A 22,278-nucleotide genomic window follows, 5' to 3' on the forward strand; every position below is an offset into this window, starting at 1 on the left:
TCTGAATCTTAATGGCCCATGAGCCAATGCTGATGAGGGCCAGGCAGGGTCCAGATCCCGAACAGGATCACCAGTAATCCACCGGCCATGCGCACGCTGCGTTTGCGCAAAATGGCCGTGACGCGTTCTGCCGCAAGGCCCGTGGCGAGCAATACCGGCCAGGTGCCGAGACCAAACGCAAGCATCAGCAACGCACTGTCCAGTGCATTGCCCTGACTCGCCGACCACAGCAATGTGCTGTAAACCAGCCCACACGGCAGCCAGCCCCACAACGCGCCAAGCAATAGCGCGCGAGGCAGACTCGACACTGGCAGCAAGCGATTGGCGACCGGCTGAATGTAGCGCCACAGACCGCGCCCCAAACTTTCAATGCGCGTCAGCCCGCTCCACCAGCCGGCCAGATACAAACCCATGGCAATCAACAACAACCCGGCCAGCACACGCATGAACAGCGCCGCCGGACTGTTCGCCACCGCCCACCCGGCCAAGCCGATCAGCAGGCCCGCCGTGGCATAACTGAGAATTCGCCCAAGGTTGTACGCCAGCAGCAAACGAAAGCGGCGGCTGCGCTGTTCCTTGGGAATCGCCAGGGTCAGCGCGCCCATCAAACCGCCGCACATGCCCAAACAATGACCGCCACCGAGCAGGCCGAGGATCAATGCCGAGACCAGCAAGGGCGCCAGTTCAAGCATGGGGTGGGGCCTTGTCGTCGGGTTTGTTGGAATTGGCTTCGTCCACGGCGGCGGTGTGGTTCGGATCCTGATCATCGAACAGGATGCTATGCGCCGGGCCGTCGAGGTCGTCGTACTGACCGCTGTCCACCGCCCAGAAAAAGATGTACACGGCGATGGCCACGATCAGCAGCGCGGCCGGGATCATCACGTAAAGAGCTGGCATCTGTACTCCAGGCGCCCGCGCGGCTCAGGCCGGCAGCGGGCGGGTGTGCGATCGGGTGCTGGCGGGCGGCGGACTCGGCAAGCGAGTCAGGCGCAGCGCGTTGAGCACCACGGTCAACGAACTGATCGACATGCCGACGGCGGCCCACACCGGCGTGATCCAGCCGAGGGCGGCGAACGGCAACATGAGGCCATTGTACAGCGCCGCCCACAGCAGGTTCTCGATGATTACCCGACGGGTGCGGCGCGCGAGGGTGAACGCCTGCACCAAGGCGTCGAGGCGGTTGGACAGCAGCACCGCATCAGCACTGGTTTTCGCCAGATCGGTGGCCGAACCCATAGCGACACTGATGTCGGCCGCCGCGAGCACCGGCACATCATTGACGCCGTCGCCAAGCATCAGCACTTTGCGACCTTCCTTGTGCAGTTGCTGCAGGACTTGCAGTTTGTCGTCCGGTCGCAAGCCGCCACGGGCTTCGTCGATACCGAGTTCAGCGGCAACGCTGGCGACCATCGGCGAGCTGTCGCCGGACAATAGCAATGTGCGCCAGCCGGGTGCCTTGCAGGCGGCGAGCAGGGCAGGGGCATCGTCGCGCAGGCGATCATCGAGGACGAACCAGGCCAGTGGCCCCTGAGTGTCGGCAAGCAGCAGCCATTGGCCGGCCTCGTTCGGCATCGACGGTGTTGCAGTGCCGCTGAGGGCGCAGACAAACTCCGCCTGGCCGATGCGCAAACGCTGCCCACCCACCAGACCTTCGAGGCCAAGCCCCGGCGTGCTGTGGACGTCTTCGGCGGCCAGCGGCGCACGGCCGAAAGCGCGGGCGATCGGGTGCTCCGAACGGTTTTCCAAAGCGGCGGCGAGGCTCAGACATTGATCACTGTCGAGCGCCGCAAGTGGGCGAATCGAACGCAGCACCAGTCGCCCTTCGGTGAGGGTGCCGGTTTTGTCGAAGATTACTGTGTCGATCTGATTCAGGCCTTCCAGCACATGGCCGCGAGTCAGCAGCAACCCAAGTTTGTGCAAGGTGCCGGTGGCGGCCGTGAGCGCGGTCGGCGTCGCTAGCGACAGGGCGCACGGGCAGGTGGCGACGAGCATGGCAAGGACAATCCAGAACGCCCGAGATGAATCCAGCTCCCACCAGAGCAGACCAATGGCGGCTGCGGCGATCAGTGATAGCAGCAGGAACCATTGCGCGGCGCGGTCGGCGATTTCCGCCAGTCGCGGTTTTTCTGCCTGGGCGCGGTCGAGCAGGCGGACAATGGCCGACAGGCGCGTGTCTTGGCCCAGCGCCTGCACTTCCACGGTCAGCGCGCCCTCGACGTTGAGCGTGCCAGCGGTGACTGCATCGCCGAGCACGCGCGGTTGTGGCAGGTATTCGCCGGTCAGCAGTGATTCGTCGATGCTCGACTGGCCGTCGATGATCTTGCCGTCCGCCGGCAGGATCGAGCCCGCCTGCACCAGAATCCGGTCGCCGAGGCGTAGCTCGTTGAGCAGGATACGTTCGCTCTGACCGGCGGCATCCAGACGCAGGCACGAAGCCGGCAATAGATTCACAAGCTGCGCCGTCGCGGCGGCAGTGCGCTCGCGGGCACGACGTTCCAGATAGCGCCCGGCAAGCAGGAACAGCGCAAACATCCCGACCGCGTCGAAATACAACTCGCCGACGCCGGTGATCGACGTCCAGATCCCGGCAATGTAGGCGCTACCGATCGCCAGCGACACCGAAACATCCATGGTCAGGTGGCGCGTGCGCAGGTCGCGCATTGCGCCTTTGAAGAACGGCGCGCAGCTGTAGAACACGATCGGCGTGGTCAGGAACAGTGCGACCCAGCGCAGAATCGTATGCAGCTCGGGGCTGAGGTCGATGTTGAATTCCGGCCAGGTGGCCATGGTTGCCATCATCGCCTGAAACCACAGCAAACCGGCCACACCGAGCTGGCGCAGGGCGAGGCGGTTTTCGCTGGCCAGTTGTTCGCTGGCGCGATCGGCCTGATACGGGTGGGCGGCGTAACCGATGTGGCGCAGTTCGGCGAGGATCTGGCTCAGCGGCAATTGCGCGTCGGCCCAGCGCACGTGCAGGCGATGGTTGGACAGGTTCAGTCGCGCCTCGGCCACCGCTGGCAACGTGCGCAGGTGTTTCTCGATCAGCCAGCCGCAGGCGGCGCAACTGATGCCTTCCATCAACAGGGTGGTTTCGGCCAGCTCGCCTTCGTGGCGCACGAAGGGTTGCTGCACATCGGCGCGGTCGTACAGCGCGAGTTCGTCGGTCAGTTGCACCGGCAGCGCTTCGGGGTTGGCCGAGGCTTCGCTGCGGTGTTGGTAATAGCTTTCCAGACCACCGGCGACGATCGCTTCAGCCACGGCCTGACAACCCGGGCAGCAGAATTCGCGGGATTGCCCGAGTACAACAGCGGTGAAGCGGCTGCCGGACGGAACGGGCAGGGCGCAGTGGTAGCAGGGGAGTGGGGTGGTCATGGCATCGTTGAGGGGCTAAGCCCTTGCATTAGGGTTGTCCGCTTGCCCTCACCCCAGCCCTCTCCCGGAGGGAGAGGGAGCCGATCAGTGTGAGCCTGGATTTTCACTGTCATACACAAAACGTGCAAACGCTCGAGATCAGTTCCCTCTCCTGGAGGGAGAAGGAGCCGATCGGTGTGAGCCTGGATTTTCACTGTCATACACAAAACGTGCAAACGCTCGAGATCAGTTCCCTCTCCTGGGGGAGAGGGCTAGGGTGAGGGGGCTTTTGAAGTTGTTTACTTCTTCAAGTCTTCGGCACCTTGCAGCGGCTCATCACCGAGCAACAGATCCTTGTCATGGCTCACCAGCTCTTCCTCGAACATGCGCCACACGTGATCATCCTGACTGCCGAGCAATTCGACAAACCGGCGACCTTCGACCTTGTCACCCAATTGACCGATGTAACGCCCGGTTTCAGTTTCGCTGCGGGTCAACACGATCTTGCGATCTTTCTCCGGCTGCGTCGGCGAAATCAGGTTCAACTCCAGTGTTTTCGGCTGACTGTCACCGCTCAAGCGCAAATCGACTTCACCGGTCACGCCATCCAGATGCGCCGCCGCACGCATCTTCAGAGTCTGCGCCAACAGTTCACGGTCCAGCGAACGGTTGATGCCTTTGCCAGCCTCGTAATAGTTGTCGTTGACGAGGTTGTCCGGGTTGTTCACCGCGATGGTCACCATGGACAGGGTCAGGGTCACCGAACAGGCCAGAATCCCGATGATGATCCATGGCCAAAGGTGCTTGTACCAGGGACTTGCGGCGTTTGCTGCGGGCATGTTCAGTTCTCTCAACGGATTTGTGGGCCGATGAATCGGCTCTTGGCTTCAACGTGGACGCTGTCGTCATCGGCATCCTTGAGGAGGAATTTCACCTCGTTGGTGCTTGACGGCAGTTGTTCCGGTGCGCTCGACAACTCGACCGGCATGCTGACGATATCGCCGGCCGCGACCTTGATCTCGCGCTTGCCTTGCAGGCGCAGATCCGGCAAACCGCTGGCTTCCAGCACGTAGGTGTGGTCGCGCTGATCCTTGTTCATGATCTTCAGGCTGTAGACGTTTTCGATCCGGCCTTCGGCGTTCTCGCGGTACAGCACGCGGTCCTTGCTGACGTCAAAACCGACCAGCGAACGCATGAAGAACGCGGTGACCAACAGGCTGATCATCGCCAGCAGCACCACGGCGTAGCCGATCAGGCGTGGCCGCAGTTTATGGGTTTTCTGCCCGGACAGGTTGTGTTCGGTGGTGTAGCTGATCAACCCGCGCGGGTAGTCCATTTTGTCCATGATGCTGTCGCAGGCATCGATACACGCGGCGCAGCCGATGCACTCGATTTGCAGACCATCGCGGATGTCGATACCGGTCGGGCAGACCTGCACACACATGGTGCAGTCGATGCAGTCACCGAGACCTTGGGCCTTGTAATCGATGCCTTTCTTGCGCGGGCCACGGCTTTCGCCGCGACGCGGGTCGTACGAAACAATCAGCGTGTCCTTGTCGAACATCACGCTCTGGAAACGCGCATACGGACACATGTAGATGCACACCTGCTCGCGCAACCAGCCGGCGTTGCCGTAGGTGGCGAGGGTGAAGAAACCGACCCAGAAATACGACCAGCCATCAGCCTGGCCGGTGAAGAACTCGAAGACCAGTTCGCGGATTGGCGAGAAGTAGCCGACGAAGGTCATGCCGGTGACAAAACCGATCAGCAGCCACATCGAGTGTTTCGCGGCTTTGCGCAGCAACTTGTTGGCGCTCATCGGCGCCTTGTCGAGCTTGATGCGCTGGTTGCGGTCGCCTTCGGTGACCTTCTCGCACCACATGAAAATCCACGTCCACACGCTTTGTGGACAGGTGTAACCGCACCAGACGCGCCCGGCATACACGGTGATGAAGAACAGACCGAACGCGGCAATGATCAACAGGCCTGAGAGCAGGATGAAGTCCTGCGGCCAGAAGGTGGCGCCAAAAATGAAGAACTTGCGCTCCGGCAGATTCCACCACACGGCCTGATGGCCGCCCCAGTTCAGCCAAACCGTGCCGAAATACAGCAGGAACAAGGCGGCACCGCCCATCATCCGCAGGTTGCGGAACAGGCCGGTGAAGGCACGGGTGTAGATTTTTTCTCTGGAGGCGTAAAGGTCAACGCTGTTGTTCGCGTTTTTGCTTGGTGGTGTGACGTCGTGTACCGGAATCTGATTGCTCATCATTGCATCCCACGGCAGTGGAAAAATGCCTCGGTCGATACGTGCCAACCAAGGTCAAAAAGGGGTGTTGCAGTGGCGCAATGATACGCCGGTCGCTCTGGGTCAAGGGTGCGACCTTTGGTCGCGTTGGGTAAAAAACCTGAATGGTGTAGCGAATGCAGTAAAGCCTGATGCAGGTCAATTGACTTGTTGAGTATGGACGGTTTTGGCGCAGCGGCTAATCCATTGTTGTTCAGGGCGGATCGGTTCGATGCGATTGCCACTGCAAGCCGTGAAAAAACCGGACCGACTTGAGGGCGGCGAGCACGGCCGATGTCATCTTCAGGTTATCAATTGCACAAGATTCCGAATGAATAGTTAAAGGCGCAACGTTGAACATTGCTTTTTGTATCAGGCATTGTTGTAAGTTTTTTTGTGTCGGAAACATATCTACTTGATTGTTGTGGCTTGGTGCTTTGAGGTTTTCTGTTTTTTCTAATAAGTTCTGTTGTCGCGAAAACGTGTTCGCGTGTATTTGATTAATTTAAATGGAATTATAAGTATGGCTTTCAATAAGTTTACAAGCATAGTGCTAGGGGTTTGTTTATGGGCTTCGTTCGTCTCCGCTCAGGCTGTGACTGGAACCCCGAAACACATGGTGTTTGCCTCGGATACTCAATATCCCTGGACCGACAAGACAGATAACCGTGATCCCGAATCCGACTCGGAATTCGAAGTTCGCTCCAAGTGGCTGGTCGACAGTCAACTTGCGAGTATTGCTGATTTCAGAAATCAGCATGGTTCGCAAGCCCAGGTGCCACTGATGATCAATGGTGATATAACCGCTTTCGGTCATGGCTGGTAGCGGTCTTTTATGAAAGATATGTTGAACAAGTACTTTAAGGGTGAGTACTTGTATGGCTTGGGTAATCACGATTATGAAAACAATGTTGATGATTGTTTTAGCAATAGCTGTGCGGCGGGAAGTATCGTCGAATTCAAGGAGCATCATGAAGGCAAGGTGGACAGCTTTGATCTGAATATCACCAGTGGATTTCTCGGCAAGACGTATTCCGGCAGTCTTGCCTATTCTAAAAATATCGGCGAAGTTCATATGGTTCAGCTCAATAACGAGCCGACTTACACCACACGGATCGCTCATCCACTGAACCCGACGACGTTTGAAATCAACCATGCACTGGACTGGCTCGAGAAGGACCTGAGACTGGCCCGAGCCTCGGGGTACGCGATCATCATCAATATGCACAAGCCGCTGGACCACAAAGGGACCCAGGCCCAGCAGAAACGCTTTCACGACATGGTCAACAAATATCAAGTGACGGCGATCTTTGCTGGCCATTTGCATAAGGATGGCGGTGATGCCTATTGGGAGGGGAGCGTGCCCATGTACCTGAGCGGCAGTACGTCTCAGCAAACCTATCTGATTGCCAGTTTTACCGAGGACCGCAAGCAGTTGCAGGTCTATCTGGTGAGGAACAATCAGTGGCGCAATCGAAAGCTGATCGATACCACGGCGGTGCATTCAATCTTTGCCAACCGTCCATGATCAAAGCCCCGCCAGTGATCTGGCGGGGCTTTCGGATTCAGGGATTGGCAGAGGTCCATGGATTGATCAGATGCACGCCGCTGAGTTGAAAATCGGCAACATTACGGGTCACCAACGTCAGCCCATGTACAAGCGCGGTGGCGGCGATCAAGGCGTCGCATTCATTGCTGCGATCAGGCACATGCAACTGTGCGCATCGGGTAGCGACGGCGCTATCGACCGAGAGGATTCTTCCCGAAAATGCGGGTTTGACGTGACGCTCGAGCCAGTGACGCAGCCTTGCTCCTTGTGGCGGGTCACGGCGTTCGATGCGCAGAATGCCGGTTTCCAGTTCCAGCACGGTAATTGCCGATAGATACAGGCTGGCCGGAGCGACGCTGTTTGCCCATGTCACCACGTGCTGGTCGGCTTGGGGTTTTCGCAGCTCGGAAACGACATTGGTATCGAGTAGGAACATCAGGACAGATCCACGCTACGAGGAGTGATGACGGCGCGCTCGGTTTCGAATTCGATGTCAGACGCATTCGGCATGACCAGCAGATCGACGATGCTCGCCTGGCTACCGGTCAGCTTCTGGTACTCCTCAATGCTCAGCAGTACATGGGCAGGCTTGCCACGATCGGTAATGATGACCGGACCCTGATGCGCGGCTTTTTTCGCAGCGCTGGTGTCCTGATTGAATTCGCGGCTGGAAATGGTCGTGATGGCCATCATTTTAGGCCTCCAGTGATTCGGGTGTAGAAACGTTACTACCTTGAAGTTTGCGCTGCAATCGAAAAGGCGGGTTGCGGACGATCGGTTTATCACTGTCATAACGGCACCGGCGAAAGCGCCCCTGCCAGAAGGCAGGGGCGCTGGGTATTGGGCAAATTTTCGCTGTGTTTTGCTGCTCCGCGTCAGGGCAATCGCCCGCCGCCGAGACCGTCCAGACCGCCCCCGTTACCTGGATGGTCCATGGTGTCTGGCGATGTTGAGCGTGCGGGCGCAGCAGGCGTTTTTACCGGTGTTGCGTGATGATCAGGGCAGGGCTGCAAACGTTTTGGCAATGTGTTTTCGTCATTTTTTGACATGTAGGCTTCATCCTTGAAGGTTGACCCGATGCTGCTCATCGGGGTGATAAAAACCTACAGGGCACCTTTCCTCAGGTCTATTGAGCAAACGTTTCAAGTCATGAATGCCAGCATGAAAAAAGGCCCCGCCAATCAAGATTGGCGGGGCCTTTTCTGTTTCAAGCGATGGCCTTACTCGGCGTTCGCTTCCGGTGCTTTTTCACCGTGGGACAGGCTGTAAACATACGCCGCCAGCAGGTGCACCTTGTCGTTGCCTTGCAGTTGTTCCTGCGCAGGCATCTGGCCCTGACGGCCGTAACGAATGGTCTGCTGCAGTTGCGCGAAGCTCGAACCGTAGATGAACGCACCCGGGTGGGTCAGGTCAGGCGCGCCCATGGCGGGAGTGCCTTTGCCGGCCGGACCGTGGCAGGCCACGCAGTTGGCGGCGAACAGTTTGCCGCCGTTGGCCGGATCAGCCTTGGTGCCTTCCGGCAGTTTGCGCCCATCCAGATTGGTCACGACAAACGCTGCCACGTCGGCAACGCCTTGCTCACCAATGACTTCCGCCCAGGCCGGCATCACCGCGTGACGACCGCCCATGATGGTGGTCTTGATGGTTTCCGGCTCGCCGCCCCAGCGCCAGTCGGCGTCGGTCAGGTTAGGAAAACCGTAGGCACCCTTGGCGTCGGAACCGTGGCACACCGAGCAGTTGGAGGCGAACAGACGGCCACCCATCTTCAGTGCTTGTGGATCCTTGGCGACTTCTTCGATTGGCATGGCAGCGAATTTGGCGAAGATCGGACCGAACTTGGCGTCCGAGCGAGCCATTTCCTTTTCCCACTCGTGTACGCCGGTCCAGCCGGTCTGGCCGTTGGCGAACGCAGTCTGCTTGTCGTTATCGAGGTAGTTATAGCCCGGCAGCAGGCCTTTCCAGTTGCCCAGACCCGGGTACAGCACCAGGTAACCCAGGGCAAAAATGATGGTGCCGACAAACAGCATGAACCACCATTTCGGCAGTGGGTTGTCGTACTCCTCGATTCCGTCGAAGGAATGCCCGACCGTCTCGTCCGTCTGCTCGCTGCGCTGGCCCTTGCGGGTCGACAGCAGCAGCCAGGTCAGGGCGAAGATCGTACCGAGACTGAGGACTGTGACGTACAGACTCCAGAATGTAGTCATTCTTTGTTACTCCTAGAAGCTTGCTCGACGTGCTTGATGGCTTCGGGATCATCCGCGAAAGGCAGCAAGGTCGCGTCTTCAAACTCCGACTTGCGCTTGGGGCTGAACACCCACAGCGCCAGACCGATGAAGGCCACCATCACAACAACGGTGCCCAGGCCACGAATCATCCCGATATCCATCTGATTCACCGTTTGCTTTTGATGATGGTGCCCAGGCCTTGCAGATAGGCCACCAGCGCGTCCATTTCGGTTTTGCCCTTCACGGCATCCTGTGCACCGGCGATGTCTTCGTCGGTGTAAGGGACGCCGAGGGTGCGCAAAACCTCCATTTTCTTGGCGGTTTCCTTGCCGTCGAGCTTGTTTTCCACGAGGAACGGGTAAGCCGGCATTTTCGACTCAGGCACCACGTTGCGCGGGTTGTACAAGTGCGCACGTTGCCAGTCATCGGAGTAACGACCACCGACGCGAGCCAGATCCGGACCGGTACGTTTGGAACCCCACAGGAACGGGTGATCCCAGACGCTTTCACCGGCGACCGAGTAGTGGCCATAGCGTTCGGTTTCGGCGCGGAACGGTCGGATCATCTGCGAGTGGCAGCCGACACAACCGTTGGCGATGTAAACGTCGCGGCCTTCCAGTTCCAGCGCCGAACGCGGCTTCATGCCTTCGACCGGCTTGTTGGTGACGTCCTGGAAAAACAGCGGAACGATTTGGGTCAGGCCGCCAACGCTGACGGCGATGACCATGAAGAAGGCCAGCAGGCCAATATTCTTCTCGACAGCTTCATGCTTCATCAGTGAGCTCCAACGACAGCGATCTGGGCAGCGGCTTCGGCTTCAGCCGGGTTCGAGGCGCGCACGGTGCGCCAGACGTTGTAAGCCATCAGGAACATGCCGCTGGCGAAGAATGCACCGCCCAGCGCACGGACGATGTAGCCCGGGTGGCTGGCTTGCAGCGCTTCAACGAACGAGTAGGTGAGGGTGCCGTCGTCGTTGATTGCACGCCACATCAGGCCCTGAGTGATGCCGTTGACCCACATCGACGCGATGTACAGCACGGTGCCGATGGTCGCGAGCCAGAAGTGCGCGTTGATCAGGCCGACACTGTGCATCTGCGCACGGCCGAACAGACGCGGGATCATGTGGTAGATCGCGCCGATCGAGATCATCGCCACCCAGCCCAGAGCGCCGGCGTGTACGTGGCCGATGGTCCAGTCGGTGTAGTGCGAGAGCGAGTTGACGGTCTTGATCGCCATCATCGGACCTTCGAAGGTCGACATGCCGTAGAACGCCAGCGAGACCACAAGGAAGCGCAGGATCGGGTCGGTGCGCAGCTTATGCCAGGCGCCCGACAGGGTCATCATGCCGTTGATCATGCCGCCCCAGCTTGGCGCCAGGAGGATGATCGACATCGCCATGCCCAGCGATTGTGCCCAATCCGGCAGGGCGGTGTAGTGCAAGTGGTGCGGGCCGGCCCAGATGTACAGGGTGATCAGTGCCCAGAAGTGCACGATCGACAAGCGATAGGAGTAGATCGGACGTTCGGCCTGTTTCGGTACGAAGTAGTACATCATCCCGAGGAAACCGGTGGTGAGGAAGAAGCCTACGGCGTTGTGGCCGTACCACCACTGGATCATCGCGTCGGTCGCGCCCGAGTAGGCGGAGTAGGACTTGAACAGGTTCACCGGCAGCGACATGTGGTTGACGATGTGCAGCATCGCCGTGACCACGATGAACGCACCGTAGAACCAGTTACCCACGTAGATGTGCTTGGTTTTGCGCTTGGTGATGGTGCCGAAGAACACCAGACCGTAGGTGACCCAGACAATGGCCAGCAAAATGGCGATCGGCCATTCCAGTTCCGCGTATTCCTTGGTGGTGGTGTAACCCAGCGGCAAGGTAATGATTGCGCCGACGATTACCGCTTGCCAGCCCCAGAAGGTGAAGGCGGCGAGGCTGTCGGAAATCAGTCGCGTCTGGCAGGTTCGCTGCACGACATAGTAGGAAGTGGCAAACAGTGCACAACCACCGAAGGCGAAAATCACCAGGTTTGTGTGCAACGGGCGCAGGCGTCCAAAGCTCGTCCACGGCAGACCGAAGTTCAACTCCGGCCAAACCAGTTGCGAGGCGATGAAGACACCGAGCCCCATGCCAAGGATCCCCCAGACCACCGTCATGATGGCGAACTGGCGGACTACCTTATAGTTATAAGCAGTCGGACTGATTGCTGTGCTCATTCTAAGGTTCCACGGTTTGGGTGTTTTATTAGGATTAAAATCGGCCGCAAGTATGCAGAGAGCAGGGGGTCATTGCAACGCGCCATGACCTGGGTCAATGCTTTCCAACGCTGATTCTGCGGCCTTTCCATGCGCCGCGTAAGGACAAAATCAGCCTCGGACAAAATGTCGCAGCGGACGAAAAAAGCGAGGGGTTCAGGTCGCTTGTAACGGGGTGTGTTCAAACGCTCGGTTCGGGTGACGGACGGTGAATGGCACGACAGCCGGTATCTACCGGCGTTTGCGGCCACATCAGTCAGCCGGTTCGCGGAACACAGCAGTCAGCGTTGACCTGGAACCGGCACAAGCCAGTCCGCATCGAGCAAGCGTAGACCCGAATCAGAGGAACCGAAAGGAGAGGGTGTGAAGGGGTGCGACAATGCGTCGCAAAGGGGCTGGATGCTGCCGCACCGAGAATGGTGCGGCAGAGGTGTACGCAATGATTACTTCTTGTTGTCTTCAGTAATCAGTTTTTCTGTATTCAATCCGTGCGACAGGCTGTACACATAAGCGGCCAGCAATTGCACTTTATCGTTACCCAGCAGTTCGTTCTGCGCCGGCATATGACCCTGACGACCATGGCGAATGGTCTGCTCGAGTTGGGTCAGGCTGGTGCCGTAGATAAACCCGGCCGGGTGCGTCAGATTCGGCGCACCCATGGCTTCAGTGCCGTGGCCGGTTGCCCCATGACAGGCTACGCAAGTGGTGCTGAACGCTTGCTGTCCGGCTTGCAGGTCGGCCTTGCTGTCGGCGGGCAATGGCAGACCGGCCAGCTCGTGACGCACATAAGCGGCCACGTTCTTCACCCCGGCCTCGCCGAGCACTTCGCCCCAGGCCGGCATCGCCGCCATCCGGCCACCCATGATGGTGGTCTTGATGGTCTCGGCTTCGCCACCCCAGCGCCAGTTGCTGTCGGCGAGGTTAGGGAAACCGAACGCACCTTTGGCGTCGGAGCCGTGGCATACCGAGCAGTTGGAGGCGAACAAGCGGCCACCCATTTTCAGCGCCTGTGGATCCTTCGCCACTTCTTCCACCGGCATGGCGGCAAACTTGGCGAAGATCGGCCCGAACTTGGCATCAGCCTTGTTCATCTCCTTTTCCCACTCGTGCACGCCGGTCCAGCCATCCTCGTAACCCGGCAGGATGCCTTTCCAGTTGCCCAGACCCGGATAGAGGATCAGATAGCCCACGGAAAACACCAGCGTGCCGGCGAATAGCATGAACCACCACTGCGGCAGCGGGTTGTCGTATTCCTCGATGCCGTCGAAGCTGTGGCCCATGGTCTGGTCGACGCTGCCTTTGGTCTCGCCCCGGCGGGTGCCGATCAGCAGCCACGTCAGGCCGATCAGGCTGCCGATGGTCAGTACGCAGATCCACGTACTCCAGAAGGTGGTCATGGCCGGGTACTCCTTGTCTCATTTGCTTGGGTTGTTTCGGCTTGCGGCTCGTCGGCGAACGGCAGCAGGCGCGCTTCGGCGAATTCCGGCGTGCGCTTGCGGTTGAACACCCAAAGCGTCAACCCGACGAAGGCGACGAACACCACGACCGTGCCGAGGCCGCGAATCAGGCCTGCACTCATTTCAATGATCATCGTGCTCACCTCTTGCTCTTGATCGCAGTGCCGAGCACTTGCAGGTAGGAGACGAGGGCGTCCATTTCGGTCTTGCCCTTGAGGCTGGCCACCGCGCCGCTGATGTCGTCGTCGGTGTACGGCACGCCGAGGGTGCGCATGGTCTTGAGCTTGGTTTCGGTGTGGCTGCTGTCGACCGCTTGCGTGACCAGCCATGGGTAGGCCGGCATTTTCGATTCCGGTACGACGTTGCGCGGGTTGTACAAGTGCGCGCGGTGCCAGTCATCCGAGTAACGCGCGCCGACCCGGGCGAGGTCCGGACCGGTACGTTTCGAGCCCCACAGGAACGGGTGATCCCAAACGCTTTCGCCCGCAACCGAGTAGTGCCCGTAGCGCTCGGTTTCGGCGCGGAACGGGCGGATCATCTGCGAGTGGCAACCGACGCAGCCTTCGCGGATGTAGATGTCGCGGCCTTCCAGTTGCAGCGCGGTGTAGGGCTTCATGCCTTCCACCGGTTTGTTGGTAACGTCCTGGAAGAACAGCGGGACGATCTGGGTCAGGCCGCCGATGCTCACGGCGAACACCATGAGCAACATCAACAGGCCGACGTTCTTTTCAATCGTTTCGTGTTTCATGGCGGACTCCTCAGGCCATCTGCGCGGCAGCAACGACGTCAGCAGGCTGCGAGGCCCGCACGGTGCGCCAGGTGTTGTAAGCCATCAGGAACATGCCGCTGAGGAAGATCGCCCCGCCAATCAGCCGCACGACGAAGCCTGGATGGCTGGCCACCAGGGTTTCGACGAAGGAGTAGGTCAGCGTGCCGTCCTCGTTCACTGCGCGCCACATCAGGCCTTGGGCGATGCCGTTGACCCACATCGAGGCGATGTAGAGCACGGTGCCGATGGTCGCGAGCCAGAAGTGCGCGTTGATCAAACCGACGCTGTGCATCTGCGCCTTGCCGAAGATTTTCGGGATCATGTGGTACAGCGCGCCGATCGAAATCATCGCCACCCAACCGAGGGCGCCGGCGTGTACGTGGCCGATGGTCCAGTCGGTGTAGTGGGAGAGGGCGTTGACGGTCTTGATCGCCATCATCGGACCTTCGAAGGTCGACATGCCGTAGAACGCCAGCGAGACCACGAGGAAGCGCAGGATCGGGTCGCTGCGCAACTTATGCCAGGCGCCCGAGAGGGTCATCATGCCGTTGATCATGCCGCCCCAGCTCGGTGCCAGCAGGATCAGCGACATCACCATGCCCAGCGACTGTGCCCAGTCCGGCAGCGCGGTGTAGTGCAAGTGGTGCGGGCCGGCCCAGATGTACAGGGTGATCAAGGCCCAGAAGTGCACGATCGACAGGCGATACGAATACACCGGACGCTCGGCCTGTTTCGGCACGAAGTAGTACATCATCCCGAGGAAACCGGCGGTGAGGAAAAAGCCTACGGCGTTGTGGCCGTACCACCATTGCACCATCGCGTCGGTTGCACCGGCGTACACCGAGTACGACTTGGTGAAACTCACCGGCAACTCAAGGTTGTTGACGATGTGCAGAATCGCCACGGTGATGATGAACGCGCCGAAGAACCAGTTGCCCACATAAATGTGCTTGGTCTTGCGCTGCATGATCGTGCCGAAGAACACGATGGCGTAGGCGACCCAGACGATGGTGATCAGGATGTCGATCGGCCATTCCAGCTCAGCGTATTCCTTGGAACTGGTGTAACCCAGTGGCAGGCTGATCGCCGCCAGCAGGATCACCAACTGCCAGCCCCAGAAGCAGAACGCGGCGATTTTTGGTGCAAACAACTGGGTCTGGCAGGTGCGTTGCACCGAGTAGAACGAACTGGCGAACAGCGCACAGCCACCGAACGCGAAGATCACCGCGTTGGTGTGCAGCGGGCGCAGACGGCCGAAACTGGTCCAGGGCAAATTGAAGTTGAGTTCGGGCCAGACCAATTGGGCCGCGAGAAAAACCCCGAGGCCCATGCCGACGATGCCCCACACCACCGTCATAATGGCGAATTGGCGGACCACCTTGTAGTTGTAGGCGGTACTGATAGAAGTGTTCATGGTTCCCCATCCACGGTTCAGCCGAAGTGAGCGCGCGCGAGAAACGCCGCGAATCCTTCGTCTGGAGTTATAGGCAGACTAAAAGCGAGGCAAGCATGGACAAACAGCACAAGGCCAGTATTGACGGGGATCAATGGGCGCAGTGCGTGCGTGATCATGGGTGGCTTTGGGATGCCGCCAATGGTGAAGTTTCTGCGACGTTGATCCTGGCGCATGGGGCGGGGGCGCCGATGGACAGTGACTGGATGAATGATATGGCTGGGCGCCTTGCCGGGCTTGGGGTGAATGTGTTGCGGTTTGAGTTTGCGTATATGGCACAGCGGCGGGTGGATGGGGTGAAGCGGCCGCCGAATCCTGCTGCGAAACTGCAGGAATGTTGGCGTGAGGTGTATGCCGAGGTGCGGCGTCATGTCGCTGGGGTTTTGGCCATTGGCGGGAAGTCGATGGGTGGGCGGATGGCGAGTCTGCTTGCTGATGAGTTGGGGGCTGATGCGCTGGTGTGTCTGGGATATCCGTTTTATGCGGTGGGTAAGCCGGAGAAGCCTCGGGTTGAGCATTTGGCTTCTTTGCAGACTCGGACGTTGATTGTGCAAGGCGAGCGGGATGCGCTGGGCAATCGGGAGGCGGTTGAGGCGTATACGTTATCGCCGAGTATCAAGGTTTTTTGGCTGGTGGCCGGGAATCATGATTTGAAACCGCTCAAGGCTTCAGGTTTTACCCATGAACAGCATTTGGCCAGCGCCGCGCAGAAAGTAGCCGAGTTTCTCAGCAAGTGACCGAGCCGGGCTGAGATTTTGAACTGCATGAAGATCTGCTCCCTTCCCCCTCGCCCCCATGGGGGAGAGGGCTGGGGTGAGGGGGATCGATTTCAGCTACGACACAGTTTTTCGTTTTGGGTACATATCCGTTGCTGCGGTAAAGGCCGCTCAGGGTTCCGCCCTTACGGCGGGTCACCTTTTCCAAACGCCGAAAAGGTAACCCAAAAGGCTTGCTCCTACGTCCGGCCCGCTCGCTAAGGCTCGGGGTTCCTTCGCTCCGGGATCGATCCGGGCGCAGCGCCTACGGTTTGCTTCGCTGCACCTCCTCTCGCTGTGTTTGGCTTCGCCAAACGGTCGCTGCGCTCCCACCCCCGGATCAATCCCTCCACTCAGCCTTCCGACGTCGCCCGTGGATCAAGATCAAAAGCAGGCGAGCTGACACTCGGCCTATTGAGTGGTGAAAAGCGGTGTTCGGCTTTGGTTTTGTGGTGCTCTTGCCCCTCATCGGAACGCCGCCCGCCCAGCCCTCTCCCGAGGGAGAGGGAGCCGATTTTTGAGCTTTTCAGAATCTGAGTTCAACTCGGTATCGCACGTCGGCGTACCTTACCCCAACACCTCGATCAGTCCCCTCTCCCTCTGGGAGTGTATGTACCGGAGACATGGTGGACACATGTTCGGAGACATAGTGGACGGTTTTAGATCTTCTTACCTGCCGTCACGATCTGCAAGTTCAAGTCGATTCGGGCGATACGATGTCTACTCCAGTAGACATCGTGGATGCCGTCCTCCGTCGTTTCCCGGATAGCTACTGACCTCCCGTGAAAAGCCTTTCCAACTGAGTATTCACGGTTCCTCCAGTAGATCTCTCCTTTCACCTGAACCTTCCTGACCACATCCCCATCGTCGTACTCAGGTGCCGCTGGTTGCTCCTGGTATTCCCGTGGGCTGCTGCTGTAGCGAGTAGCAGGAACCTGCATGTCCAGCGCTTGATGCGGGCGCTTCTGGTTGTAGATATCACGCCAGATATCAAACGCCCGTTGTGCATCGTCCAGATCGATGAAGAGTTGGCCTTGCAGGACTTCCCTTTTCAGACTGCGGTGGAAGCGCTCCAGCTTTCCCTGGGTTTGCGGGTGATAAGGTCGGGAGTGGCCGACCTTGATGCCCTGGCTCATCAGCCAGACCTCCAGCGCGGTATAAACGCCGGTCTGGTCACCCCATGGCGAACCGTTGTCCATCGTCATGCGCAGAGGCAGACCGTAGCGCCGAAAGGCCCGCATTAGTTGCTCCTGGACGGTTCGGCGCTGCTCATTGGCGCACGCAGCGATGCACAGTGAGAACCGTGAGTGATCGTCCAGTATCGTCAGCGGATGGCAACGTCCGTGTTTCAGGCTGATATGGCCTTTGAAGTCGATCTGCCAAAGATCGTTGGGCGCCTCGTGCTCGAACCGGATAAACGGTTTGACCTCGGCAGCCTTTGGATCAACGCGCGAATGACGCTGTAAAACCGCATGCACGGTGCTGACAGAGGGCATCACTTTGCCGTCGTCTTCCAACACGCGCTTGAGCTTGCGAGCGCCCCAAGCGGCGTACTCCTGACTCACGGTCAAAATCTGCTGCTCAACCTCATCAGCGCAGCGTTTGGGTGACGTCTTCGGTCGTCGAGACTGATCGATCAACCCTTGAGCACCGAGGTTTTCAAACCTGTTGAGCCATTTGTAGGCAGTGCTTGGGCTGATATTGAATCGACGGCAAAGCTGCCGAACATTGGCCCCTTCTTGCCGAGCCAACAGCACGAATTCTGAACGAAGCTGCACGGTGGACACCTCTTCCCAAGACACAGGCCATCTCCTTCGCGATAAGCAATGTGTCTATTAAAATGTGTCCACCATGTCTCCGAACACCTGTCCACCATGTCTCCGGTACATACAGGGAGAGGGCTAGGGTGAGGGGCGATTCTGCTGGCACGATCAAGAACTGGTAGCGCTCACTACCCAGCATTTCTTGTGCGTAAACATGATTTTGTGGACGTGTTTAAAGTACACGAGCCGTTACGCCATCGGGCCTACAACACCTTGCGCCGTTACCTACGCGTACGCCAGAATCCGCCGGCTTACACGACCATAGCGCGGGCTATATCGTTTGCCTGCCACTGCCCATCAGTGGTCGGGTTTAGTAGCTCGTATGGTTTTAGTAAGTGCATAGGTCCCATAAAGTCAGGCGCATCTGCCTGTACTCAATGGTGGCTGTGCTCAGGGCGCTTTCGAGCGCGCCGGTCTTGCTAATTCCTCCGGTCTACTAACCTGCGCACAGCCGCCACCCTTCTTTTAGTAGAGAACGGTCGCGGCCCTTGATCAGGAATTAGATATTTATGTTCAAAGCCACGCCAAACCCTCCGGGCATCGACCCAACCCCTCACGACCCAGCGCTTGAGTCTCAAAAGACAAAAGAAGCGACGGATCGCGCCCTCGACTACTACCTCCGACCCGAAGCCCTGGGTGCTCCAGCAAGCTCGCCCAAGTTTCGCCCCGTCTATCTCGTCGACCCCACGCTGGATGACGAAACCCTCCTGGTCAAGGCTAGCGAGTCGCTTTCATACGCCCACGCCATGGCCGGCAACATCGCCAACTCGATAGGCGGCCCGGAGCGCAAACCGTTGCTGGCGCTGCAACAGGTGATCATGCTCAACGAACTGTTGGTCAATCGACTGCTGGATAAGCTGAAGTTGCCTCAGTAATTTCGCTGGCTCTTATGGCCGCATCGCGAGCAGGCTCACTCCTACAGGGGATTGTTGTCGGGCACATATCTGTGACCACCGCATATCCAATGTAGGAGCGAGCCTGCTCGCGATGACGGCCTGACGACTAACCAACCTCTCACTGATGCACCCGGTCCAAATGTGGGAGCGAGCTTGCTCGCGAAAGCGGCATCACAGAAAACATTAAAATCACAGCCCGACTTCGCGCTTTTTCTGCCCGCAAACGCAATCCTGTAAGCACGTTTAAATCACACAATCCGTTACGCCATCGGGCCTACAACACCTTGCGCCGTTACCTACGCGTACGCCAGAATCCGCCGGCTTACGCGGCTATGGGCCGGGCTATATCGTTTGCCTGTCACTGCAAATCAGTGATCGGGTTTGGTAGCCCGTCTGTAATAGCCGTGTGGCAACACCCTGTTCTGTCTCTTTGTAGAGGCCCAGTTCAATGGTGGTCATGCGTGGGGCTCACTCGTGAGCGCCGGGTTCCTATTGCAGCCGGTCTACCAACCCGCGTACGGCCACCACCCACTCGTTTGGTAGCGAGGGTGATGGTTCCTTAAACTGCGATAGGAGTTTCATCCATGTTCAAAATCACGCCCAACCCTCCAGCCACTGATCCAATCCCCCACGACCCAGCGCTCAGCCCGCAAAAGATCAAAGAAGCAACCGACCGCGCCCTCGACTACTACCTCCGACCCGAAGCCCTGGGTGCTCCACCAAGCTCGCCCAAGTTTCGCCCCGTCTATCTCGTCGACCCCACGCTGGATGACGAAACCCTCCTGGTCGAGGCTAGCGAGTCGCTTTCATACGCCCACGCCATGGCCGGCAACATCGCCAACTCAATCGGCGGCCCGGAGCGCAAACCGTTGCTGGCGCTACAACAGGTGATCATGCTCATCGAGCTGTTGGTCAATCGGCTGCTGGATAAGCTGAAGTTGCCTCAATAATTTAACTGGCTGTTATGGCCGCATCGCGAGCAGGCTCACTCCTACAGGGGATTGTTGTCGGGCACATATCTGTGACCACCGCATATCTAATGTAGGAGCGAGCCTGCTCGCGAAAGCGGCATCACAGACAACACCAAAAAATCACAGGCCAACTTCCCGCTATTTCTTTGCGGTACATCAAACAGTATCCGGCAATGCCTCAAAATACTGTTTGGCTTTCAAGTCATCTCTTTTTAAATTGAAAGTACCTTTGGGTCTTATTTGTTCGAGCGTGTCGTCGGGTTTTGTTTTTGTAAATGTCGCTTCGAATTCACCTTCAACAGTCCCTTGTACAGGATCAAGCTTAATGCTCAATATCGCATCACCCGCTGGGATAACTCGCCAGCCTTTCAGTCCGCCCTTATTGATTGAATGTCTGTGGTCACAGTACAAGCCCGTTGCAAGTGTATAAGTGTCTTTCAGTATGTCTTCGTTGATATACGGCACTGCGAGCATAAAACCAAAAAGATTCTCTGAGTCGACGGAGCCTACGGAGCCGTAAAATATCCATAAGTTGTTAGTTGTCGTGCTTGATTTATAGAATAATGTTCTTTGCGCTTCGGTGAATAAAGAATCGATCTGCCACTGAAATTCGTTGTCCTCTGTTTCGAAGTTATTTGTCTGAGGGGTGTTGTCTTCGTTATAAAAATCTCTGAAGTTCACGATGAAATCCTTCTGTCTCGTAGGGGGTATCCCGTCGATTGATCGAGCGGTATTTCATAGATATTCAGTTGTTAGAATGTTGTCTACTGTCAGAGTTGTCAGCTAGACAAAGTTCGCGGAATGTGCATTTTCGCCTTTTTCTTTTTTTCAGGTAATAAAAAACCGGAAGCTTTCGCTGTCCGGTTTTTTTATCCTGCTAGAACAATCAGCGGTTAAACCGCTCCACCAACGAGTATTGCGTGTTAGCCGTCTTCGTCAGTTCTTCACTCAGCAACGCCGAGTTATGCGCCTGCTCGGAAGTCTGATCCGCCAGCTCCGAAATATTGCTGATGTTGCGGCTGATCTCTTCAGCCACCGCACTTTGCTCTTCCGTCGCCGCAGCAATCTGCGTGGTCATGTCGGTGATGTTGGCCACCGCTTCACTGATCCCGACCAACGCCTGATCCGCTTCCAGCACTCGCGCCACACCTTCTTCAGCCTGACGATGCCCGGCTTCCATGGTTTGCACGGCACTCGAAGCCGTCTGCTGCAACTTGGCGATCAGGGCATGAATCTGCCCGGTCGATTCGCTGGTGCGTTGCGCCAGTTGACGCACTTCGTCAGCCACCACGGCAAAGCCACGGCCCATCTCACCGGCACGCGCGGCTTCGATCGCAGCGTTCAGTGCCAGTAGGTTGGTCTGGTCGGCGATGCCTTTGATCACATCGACCACGCCGCCGATTTCGTCGCTGTCCTTGGCCAGTTGGGTCACGGTCAGGCCGGTTTCGCCGACGACCACGGACAAGCGCTGAATGGCTTCGCGGGTTTCGCCGGCGATGTCACGACCGCGACCGGTCAGGCGATTGGCTTCTTGAGTCGCGTCAGCGGTGCGCTGCACGTGGCTCGCCACTTCCTGAGTGGTCGCGGCCATCTGGTTGACGGCGGTGGCGACTTGTTCAGTTTCCACGCGTTGACGTTCCAGGCCGGTCGAGCTGCTGTGTGCCAGTCGGTCGGATTGCTTGGCCTGATCGGTCAGGTGTTCGGCGGTGTCCTGCAGTCGGGTCAGGCAGGTTTTCAGGCGTGCTTCCTGGCTGAGAATCGACATTTCCAGACGCGCCTGGGCGCCACGGCTGTCGGTGTACATCTGCGCGATCAGCGGGTCGGAAGTGGTTTGCTCGGCCAGGCGCAGCAGGCGTTTGAGCCCGCGTTGCTGCCATTGCAGGCCCATCAGACCCAGCGGCACCGAAAGACCGGCGGCGAGGGCGAAGCCCCACTGCGAGTTCAGGGTCGCGCCGATCACGAAGCTCAGTTGGCTGACCAGAATGAACGGCAGCCAGTCTTGCAGCACCGGCAGCCATTTGTCGCTGGAAGGGATCGCCGACTTGCCTTGGTTGATGCGTTGGTAGAGCGCTTCGGCACGGCGGATCTGTTCGGCGGTGGGTTTGATCCGCACCGACTCGTAACCGACTACCTGATTGCCGTCGAACACCGGTGTTACATAGGCGTTAACCCAGTAATGGTCACCGGTCTTGCAGCGATTCTTGACAATGCCCATCCATGGCAAGCCTTGTTTCAGTGTGCCCCACATGTGCGAAAACACCGCCGCCGGGACGTCGGGGTGACGGACCAGGTTGTGCGGCGCACGGATCAGTTCTTCACGCGAAAACCCGCTGATCTCGACGAAGGCGTCGTTGCAGTAGGTGATCACGCCCTTGGCGTCGGTTGTGGAGATCAACCGCTGCTGAGCCGGGAAAGTCCGTTCGCGTTGTGTAATGGGCTGGTTGTTACGCATGGTTTTTCAATCCGCAAGGCTTTGAAAGGTTGTCGGC

21 protein-coding genes and 1 pseudogene are annotated in these 22,278 nt (G+C 58.3%); 4 read left to right on the forward strand and 18 right to left on the reverse strand.

The genetic code is table 11. The features are described 5' to 3' along the window. Window positions 1-8: 8 nt before the first annotated feature. The 5 genes from AC3IUF_RS09700 to ccoG form a co-directional block, all read right to left on the reverse strand. Window positions 9-692 (reverse strand): sulfite exporter TauE/SafE family protein, encoded by a 684-nt coding sequence (locus AC3IUF_RS09700; protein WP_016984739.1) that lies wholly within the window; start codon window positions 690-692, stop codon window positions 9-11. Continuing rightward, the gene (gene ccoS / locus AC3IUF_RS09705; RefSeq protein WP_007918328.1) at window positions 685-897 is read right to left on the reverse strand and encodes a cbb3-type cytochrome oxidase assembly protein CcoS; all 213 of its coding nucleotides are present in this window, start codon (window positions 895-897) and stop codon (window positions 685-687) included. Before ccoS ends, AC3IUF_RS09700 begins: the two co-directional genes overlap by 8 nt. 24 nt (window positions 898-921) lie before the next feature. Then, window positions 922-3,372: a heavy metal translocating P-type ATPase gene (locus AC3IUF_RS09710; RefSeq protein ID WP_489280928.1), complete on the reverse strand. Its 2,451-nt coding sequence runs from the start codon at window positions 3,370-3,372 to the stop codon at window positions 922-924. A 278-nt stretch (window positions 3,373-3,650) separates the two neighbouring features. Next, the gene (locus AC3IUF_RS09715; RefSeq protein ID WP_489280929.1) at window positions 3,651-4,190 is read right to left on the reverse strand and encodes a FixH family protein; all 540 of its coding nucleotides are present in this window, start codon (window positions 4,188-4,190) and stop codon (window positions 3,651-3,653) included. Window positions 4,191-4,201: 11 nt separating this feature from the next. Further along, a complete protein-coding gene (ccoG, locus tag AC3IUF_RS09720) occupies window positions 4,202-5,617 on the reverse strand; it encodes a cytochrome c oxidase accessory protein CcoG (protein ID WP_007917180.1) in 1,416 nt (471 codons plus the stop codon). Window positions 5,618-6,158: 541 nt separating this feature from the next. On the opposite strand from ccoG, the pseudogene AC3IUF_RS09725 reads away from it, so the two are divergent. Further along, a pseudogene (locus tag AC3IUF_RS09725) lies at window positions 6,159-7,163 on the forward strand (metallophosphoesterase family protein). A gap of 37 nt (window positions 7,164-7,200) precedes the next feature. On the opposite strand, the gene AC3IUF_RS09730 reads toward AC3IUF_RS09725, so the two are convergent. The 10 genes from AC3IUF_RS09730 to ccoN (AC3IUF_RS09775) form a co-directional block, all read right to left on the reverse strand. Continuing rightward, window positions 7,201-7,620, reverse strand: a complete 420-nt coding sequence (locus AC3IUF_RS09730; protein ID WP_007917175.1) for a type II toxin-antitoxin system VapC family toxin — start codon at window positions 7,618-7,620, stop codon at window positions 7,201-7,203. Further along, window positions 7,620-7,874, reverse strand: a complete 255-nt coding sequence (locus AC3IUF_RS09735) for a type II toxin-antitoxin system Phd/YefM family antitoxin (protein WP_042705038.1) — start codon at window positions 7,872-7,874, stop codon at window positions 7,620-7,622. The genes AC3IUF_RS09730 and AC3IUF_RS09735 overlap by 1 nt, the downstream gene beginning before the upstream one ends. A gap of 530 nt (window positions 7,875-8,404) precedes the next feature. Then, window positions 8,405-9,388 carry a cytochrome-c oxidase, cbb3-type subunit III gene (gene ccoP / locus AC3IUF_RS09740; RefSeq protein ID WP_007917163.1) on the reverse strand — a complete coding sequence of 328 codons (984 nt, stop codon included), beginning with the start codon at window positions 9,386-9,388 and terminating at the stop codon, window positions 8,405-8,407. Next, window positions 9,385-9,570 (reverse strand): CcoQ/FixQ family Cbb3-type cytochrome c oxidase assembly chaperone, encoded by a 186-nt coding sequence (locus AC3IUF_RS09745; protein WP_003175465.1) that lies wholly within the window; start codon window positions 9,568-9,570, stop codon window positions 9,385-9,387. The genes ccoP (AC3IUF_RS09740) and AC3IUF_RS09745 overlap by 4 nt, the downstream gene beginning before the upstream one ends. A 5-nt stretch (window positions 9,571-9,575) precedes the next feature. Continuing rightward, window positions 9,576-10,184, reverse strand: a complete 609-nt coding sequence (gene ccoO / locus AC3IUF_RS09750) for a cytochrome-c oxidase, cbb3-type subunit II (RefSeq protein ID WP_007917161.1) — start codon at window positions 10,182-10,184, stop codon at window positions 9,576-9,578. Then, a complete protein-coding gene (ccoN, locus tag AC3IUF_RS09755; RefSeq protein ID WP_007917159.1) occupies window positions 10,184-11,626 on the reverse strand; it encodes a cytochrome-c oxidase, cbb3-type subunit I in 1,443 nt (480 codons plus the stop codon). The genes ccoO (AC3IUF_RS09750) and ccoN (AC3IUF_RS09755) overlap by 1 nt, the downstream gene beginning before the upstream one ends. A 482-nt stretch (window positions 11,627-12,108) precedes the next feature. Further along, window positions 12,109-13,062: a cytochrome-c oxidase, cbb3-type subunit III gene (gene ccoP, locus AC3IUF_RS09760; protein ID WP_007917157.1), complete on the reverse strand. Its 954-nt coding sequence runs from the start codon at window positions 13,060-13,062 to the stop codon at window positions 12,109-12,111. After that, on the reverse strand, window positions 13,059-13,256 hold the full coding sequence (locus tag AC3IUF_RS09765; protein WP_077572245.1) for a cbb3-type cytochrome oxidase subunit 3: 198 nt from the start codon (window positions 13,254-13,256) through the stop codon (window positions 13,059-13,061). The genes ccoP (AC3IUF_RS09760) and AC3IUF_RS09765 overlap by 4 nt, the downstream gene beginning before the upstream one ends. Before the next feature lie 5 nt (window positions 13,257-13,261). Continuing rightward, window positions 13,262-13,870 (reverse strand): cytochrome-c oxidase, cbb3-type subunit II, encoded by a 609-nt coding sequence (ccoO, locus tag AC3IUF_RS09770; RefSeq protein WP_003223389.1) that lies wholly within the window; start codon window positions 13,868-13,870, stop codon window positions 13,262-13,264. A 10-nt stretch (window positions 13,871-13,880) separates the two neighbouring features. Then, window positions 13,881-15,305: a cytochrome-c oxidase, cbb3-type subunit I gene (ccoN, locus tag AC3IUF_RS09775; protein WP_008082029.1), complete on the reverse strand. Its 1,425-nt coding sequence runs from the start codon at window positions 15,303-15,305 to the stop codon at window positions 13,881-13,883. A 95-nt stretch (window positions 15,306-15,400) separates the two neighbouring features. Here ccoN (AC3IUF_RS09775) and AC3IUF_RS09780 point away from each other — a divergent pair, with 95 nt between their 5' ends. Then, window positions 15,401-16,081 (forward strand): alpha/beta family hydrolase, encoded by a 681-nt coding sequence (locus AC3IUF_RS09780; RefSeq protein WP_489280930.1) that lies wholly within the window; start codon window positions 15,401-15,403, stop codon window positions 16,079-16,081. Window positions 16,082-16,758: 677 nt separating this feature from the next. Here the strand turns inward: AC3IUF_RS09780 and AC3IUF_RS09785 are convergent. Then, window positions 16,759-17,901 (reverse strand): IS481 family transposase, encoded by a 1,143-nt coding sequence (locus tag AC3IUF_RS09785; RefSeq protein WP_489278862.1) that lies wholly within the window; start codon window positions 17,899-17,901, stop codon window positions 16,759-16,761. A gap of 530 nt (window positions 17,902-18,431) precedes the next feature. Between AC3IUF_RS09785 and AC3IUF_RS09790 the strand changes: the two genes are divergently transcribed. Continuing rightward, window positions 18,432-18,797 carry a DUF6124 family protein gene (locus AC3IUF_RS09790; protein ID WP_489280931.1) on the forward strand — a complete coding sequence of 122 codons (366 nt, stop codon included), beginning with the start codon at window positions 18,432-18,434 and terminating at the stop codon, window positions 18,795-18,797. 605 nt (window positions 18,798-19,402) lie between these two features. Then, complete coding sequence (locus AC3IUF_RS09795) at window positions 19,403-19,768, forward strand: DUF6124 family protein (protein ID WP_463542647.1); 366 nt, start codon at window positions 19,403-19,405, stop codon at window positions 19,766-19,768. A gap of 177 nt (window positions 19,769-19,945) precedes the next feature. Here AC3IUF_RS09795 and AC3IUF_RS09800 read toward each other — a convergent pair whose 3' ends face one another. Next, the gene (locus AC3IUF_RS09800; protein WP_489280932.1) at window positions 19,946-20,470 is read right to left on the reverse strand and encodes a hypothetical protein; all 525 of its coding nucleotides are present in this window, start codon (window positions 20,468-20,470) and stop codon (window positions 19,946-19,948) included. 205 nt (window positions 20,471-20,675) lie between these two features. After that, the gene (locus AC3IUF_RS09805; RefSeq protein ID WP_007917140.1) at window positions 20,676-22,241 is read right to left on the reverse strand and encodes a methyl-accepting chemotaxis protein; all 1,566 of its coding nucleotides are present in this window, start codon (window positions 22,239-22,241) and stop codon (window positions 20,676-20,678) included. Window positions 22,242-22,278: the final 37 nt, after the last annotated feature.

The organism is Pseudomonas sp. KH_040 (assembly GCF_057839305.1).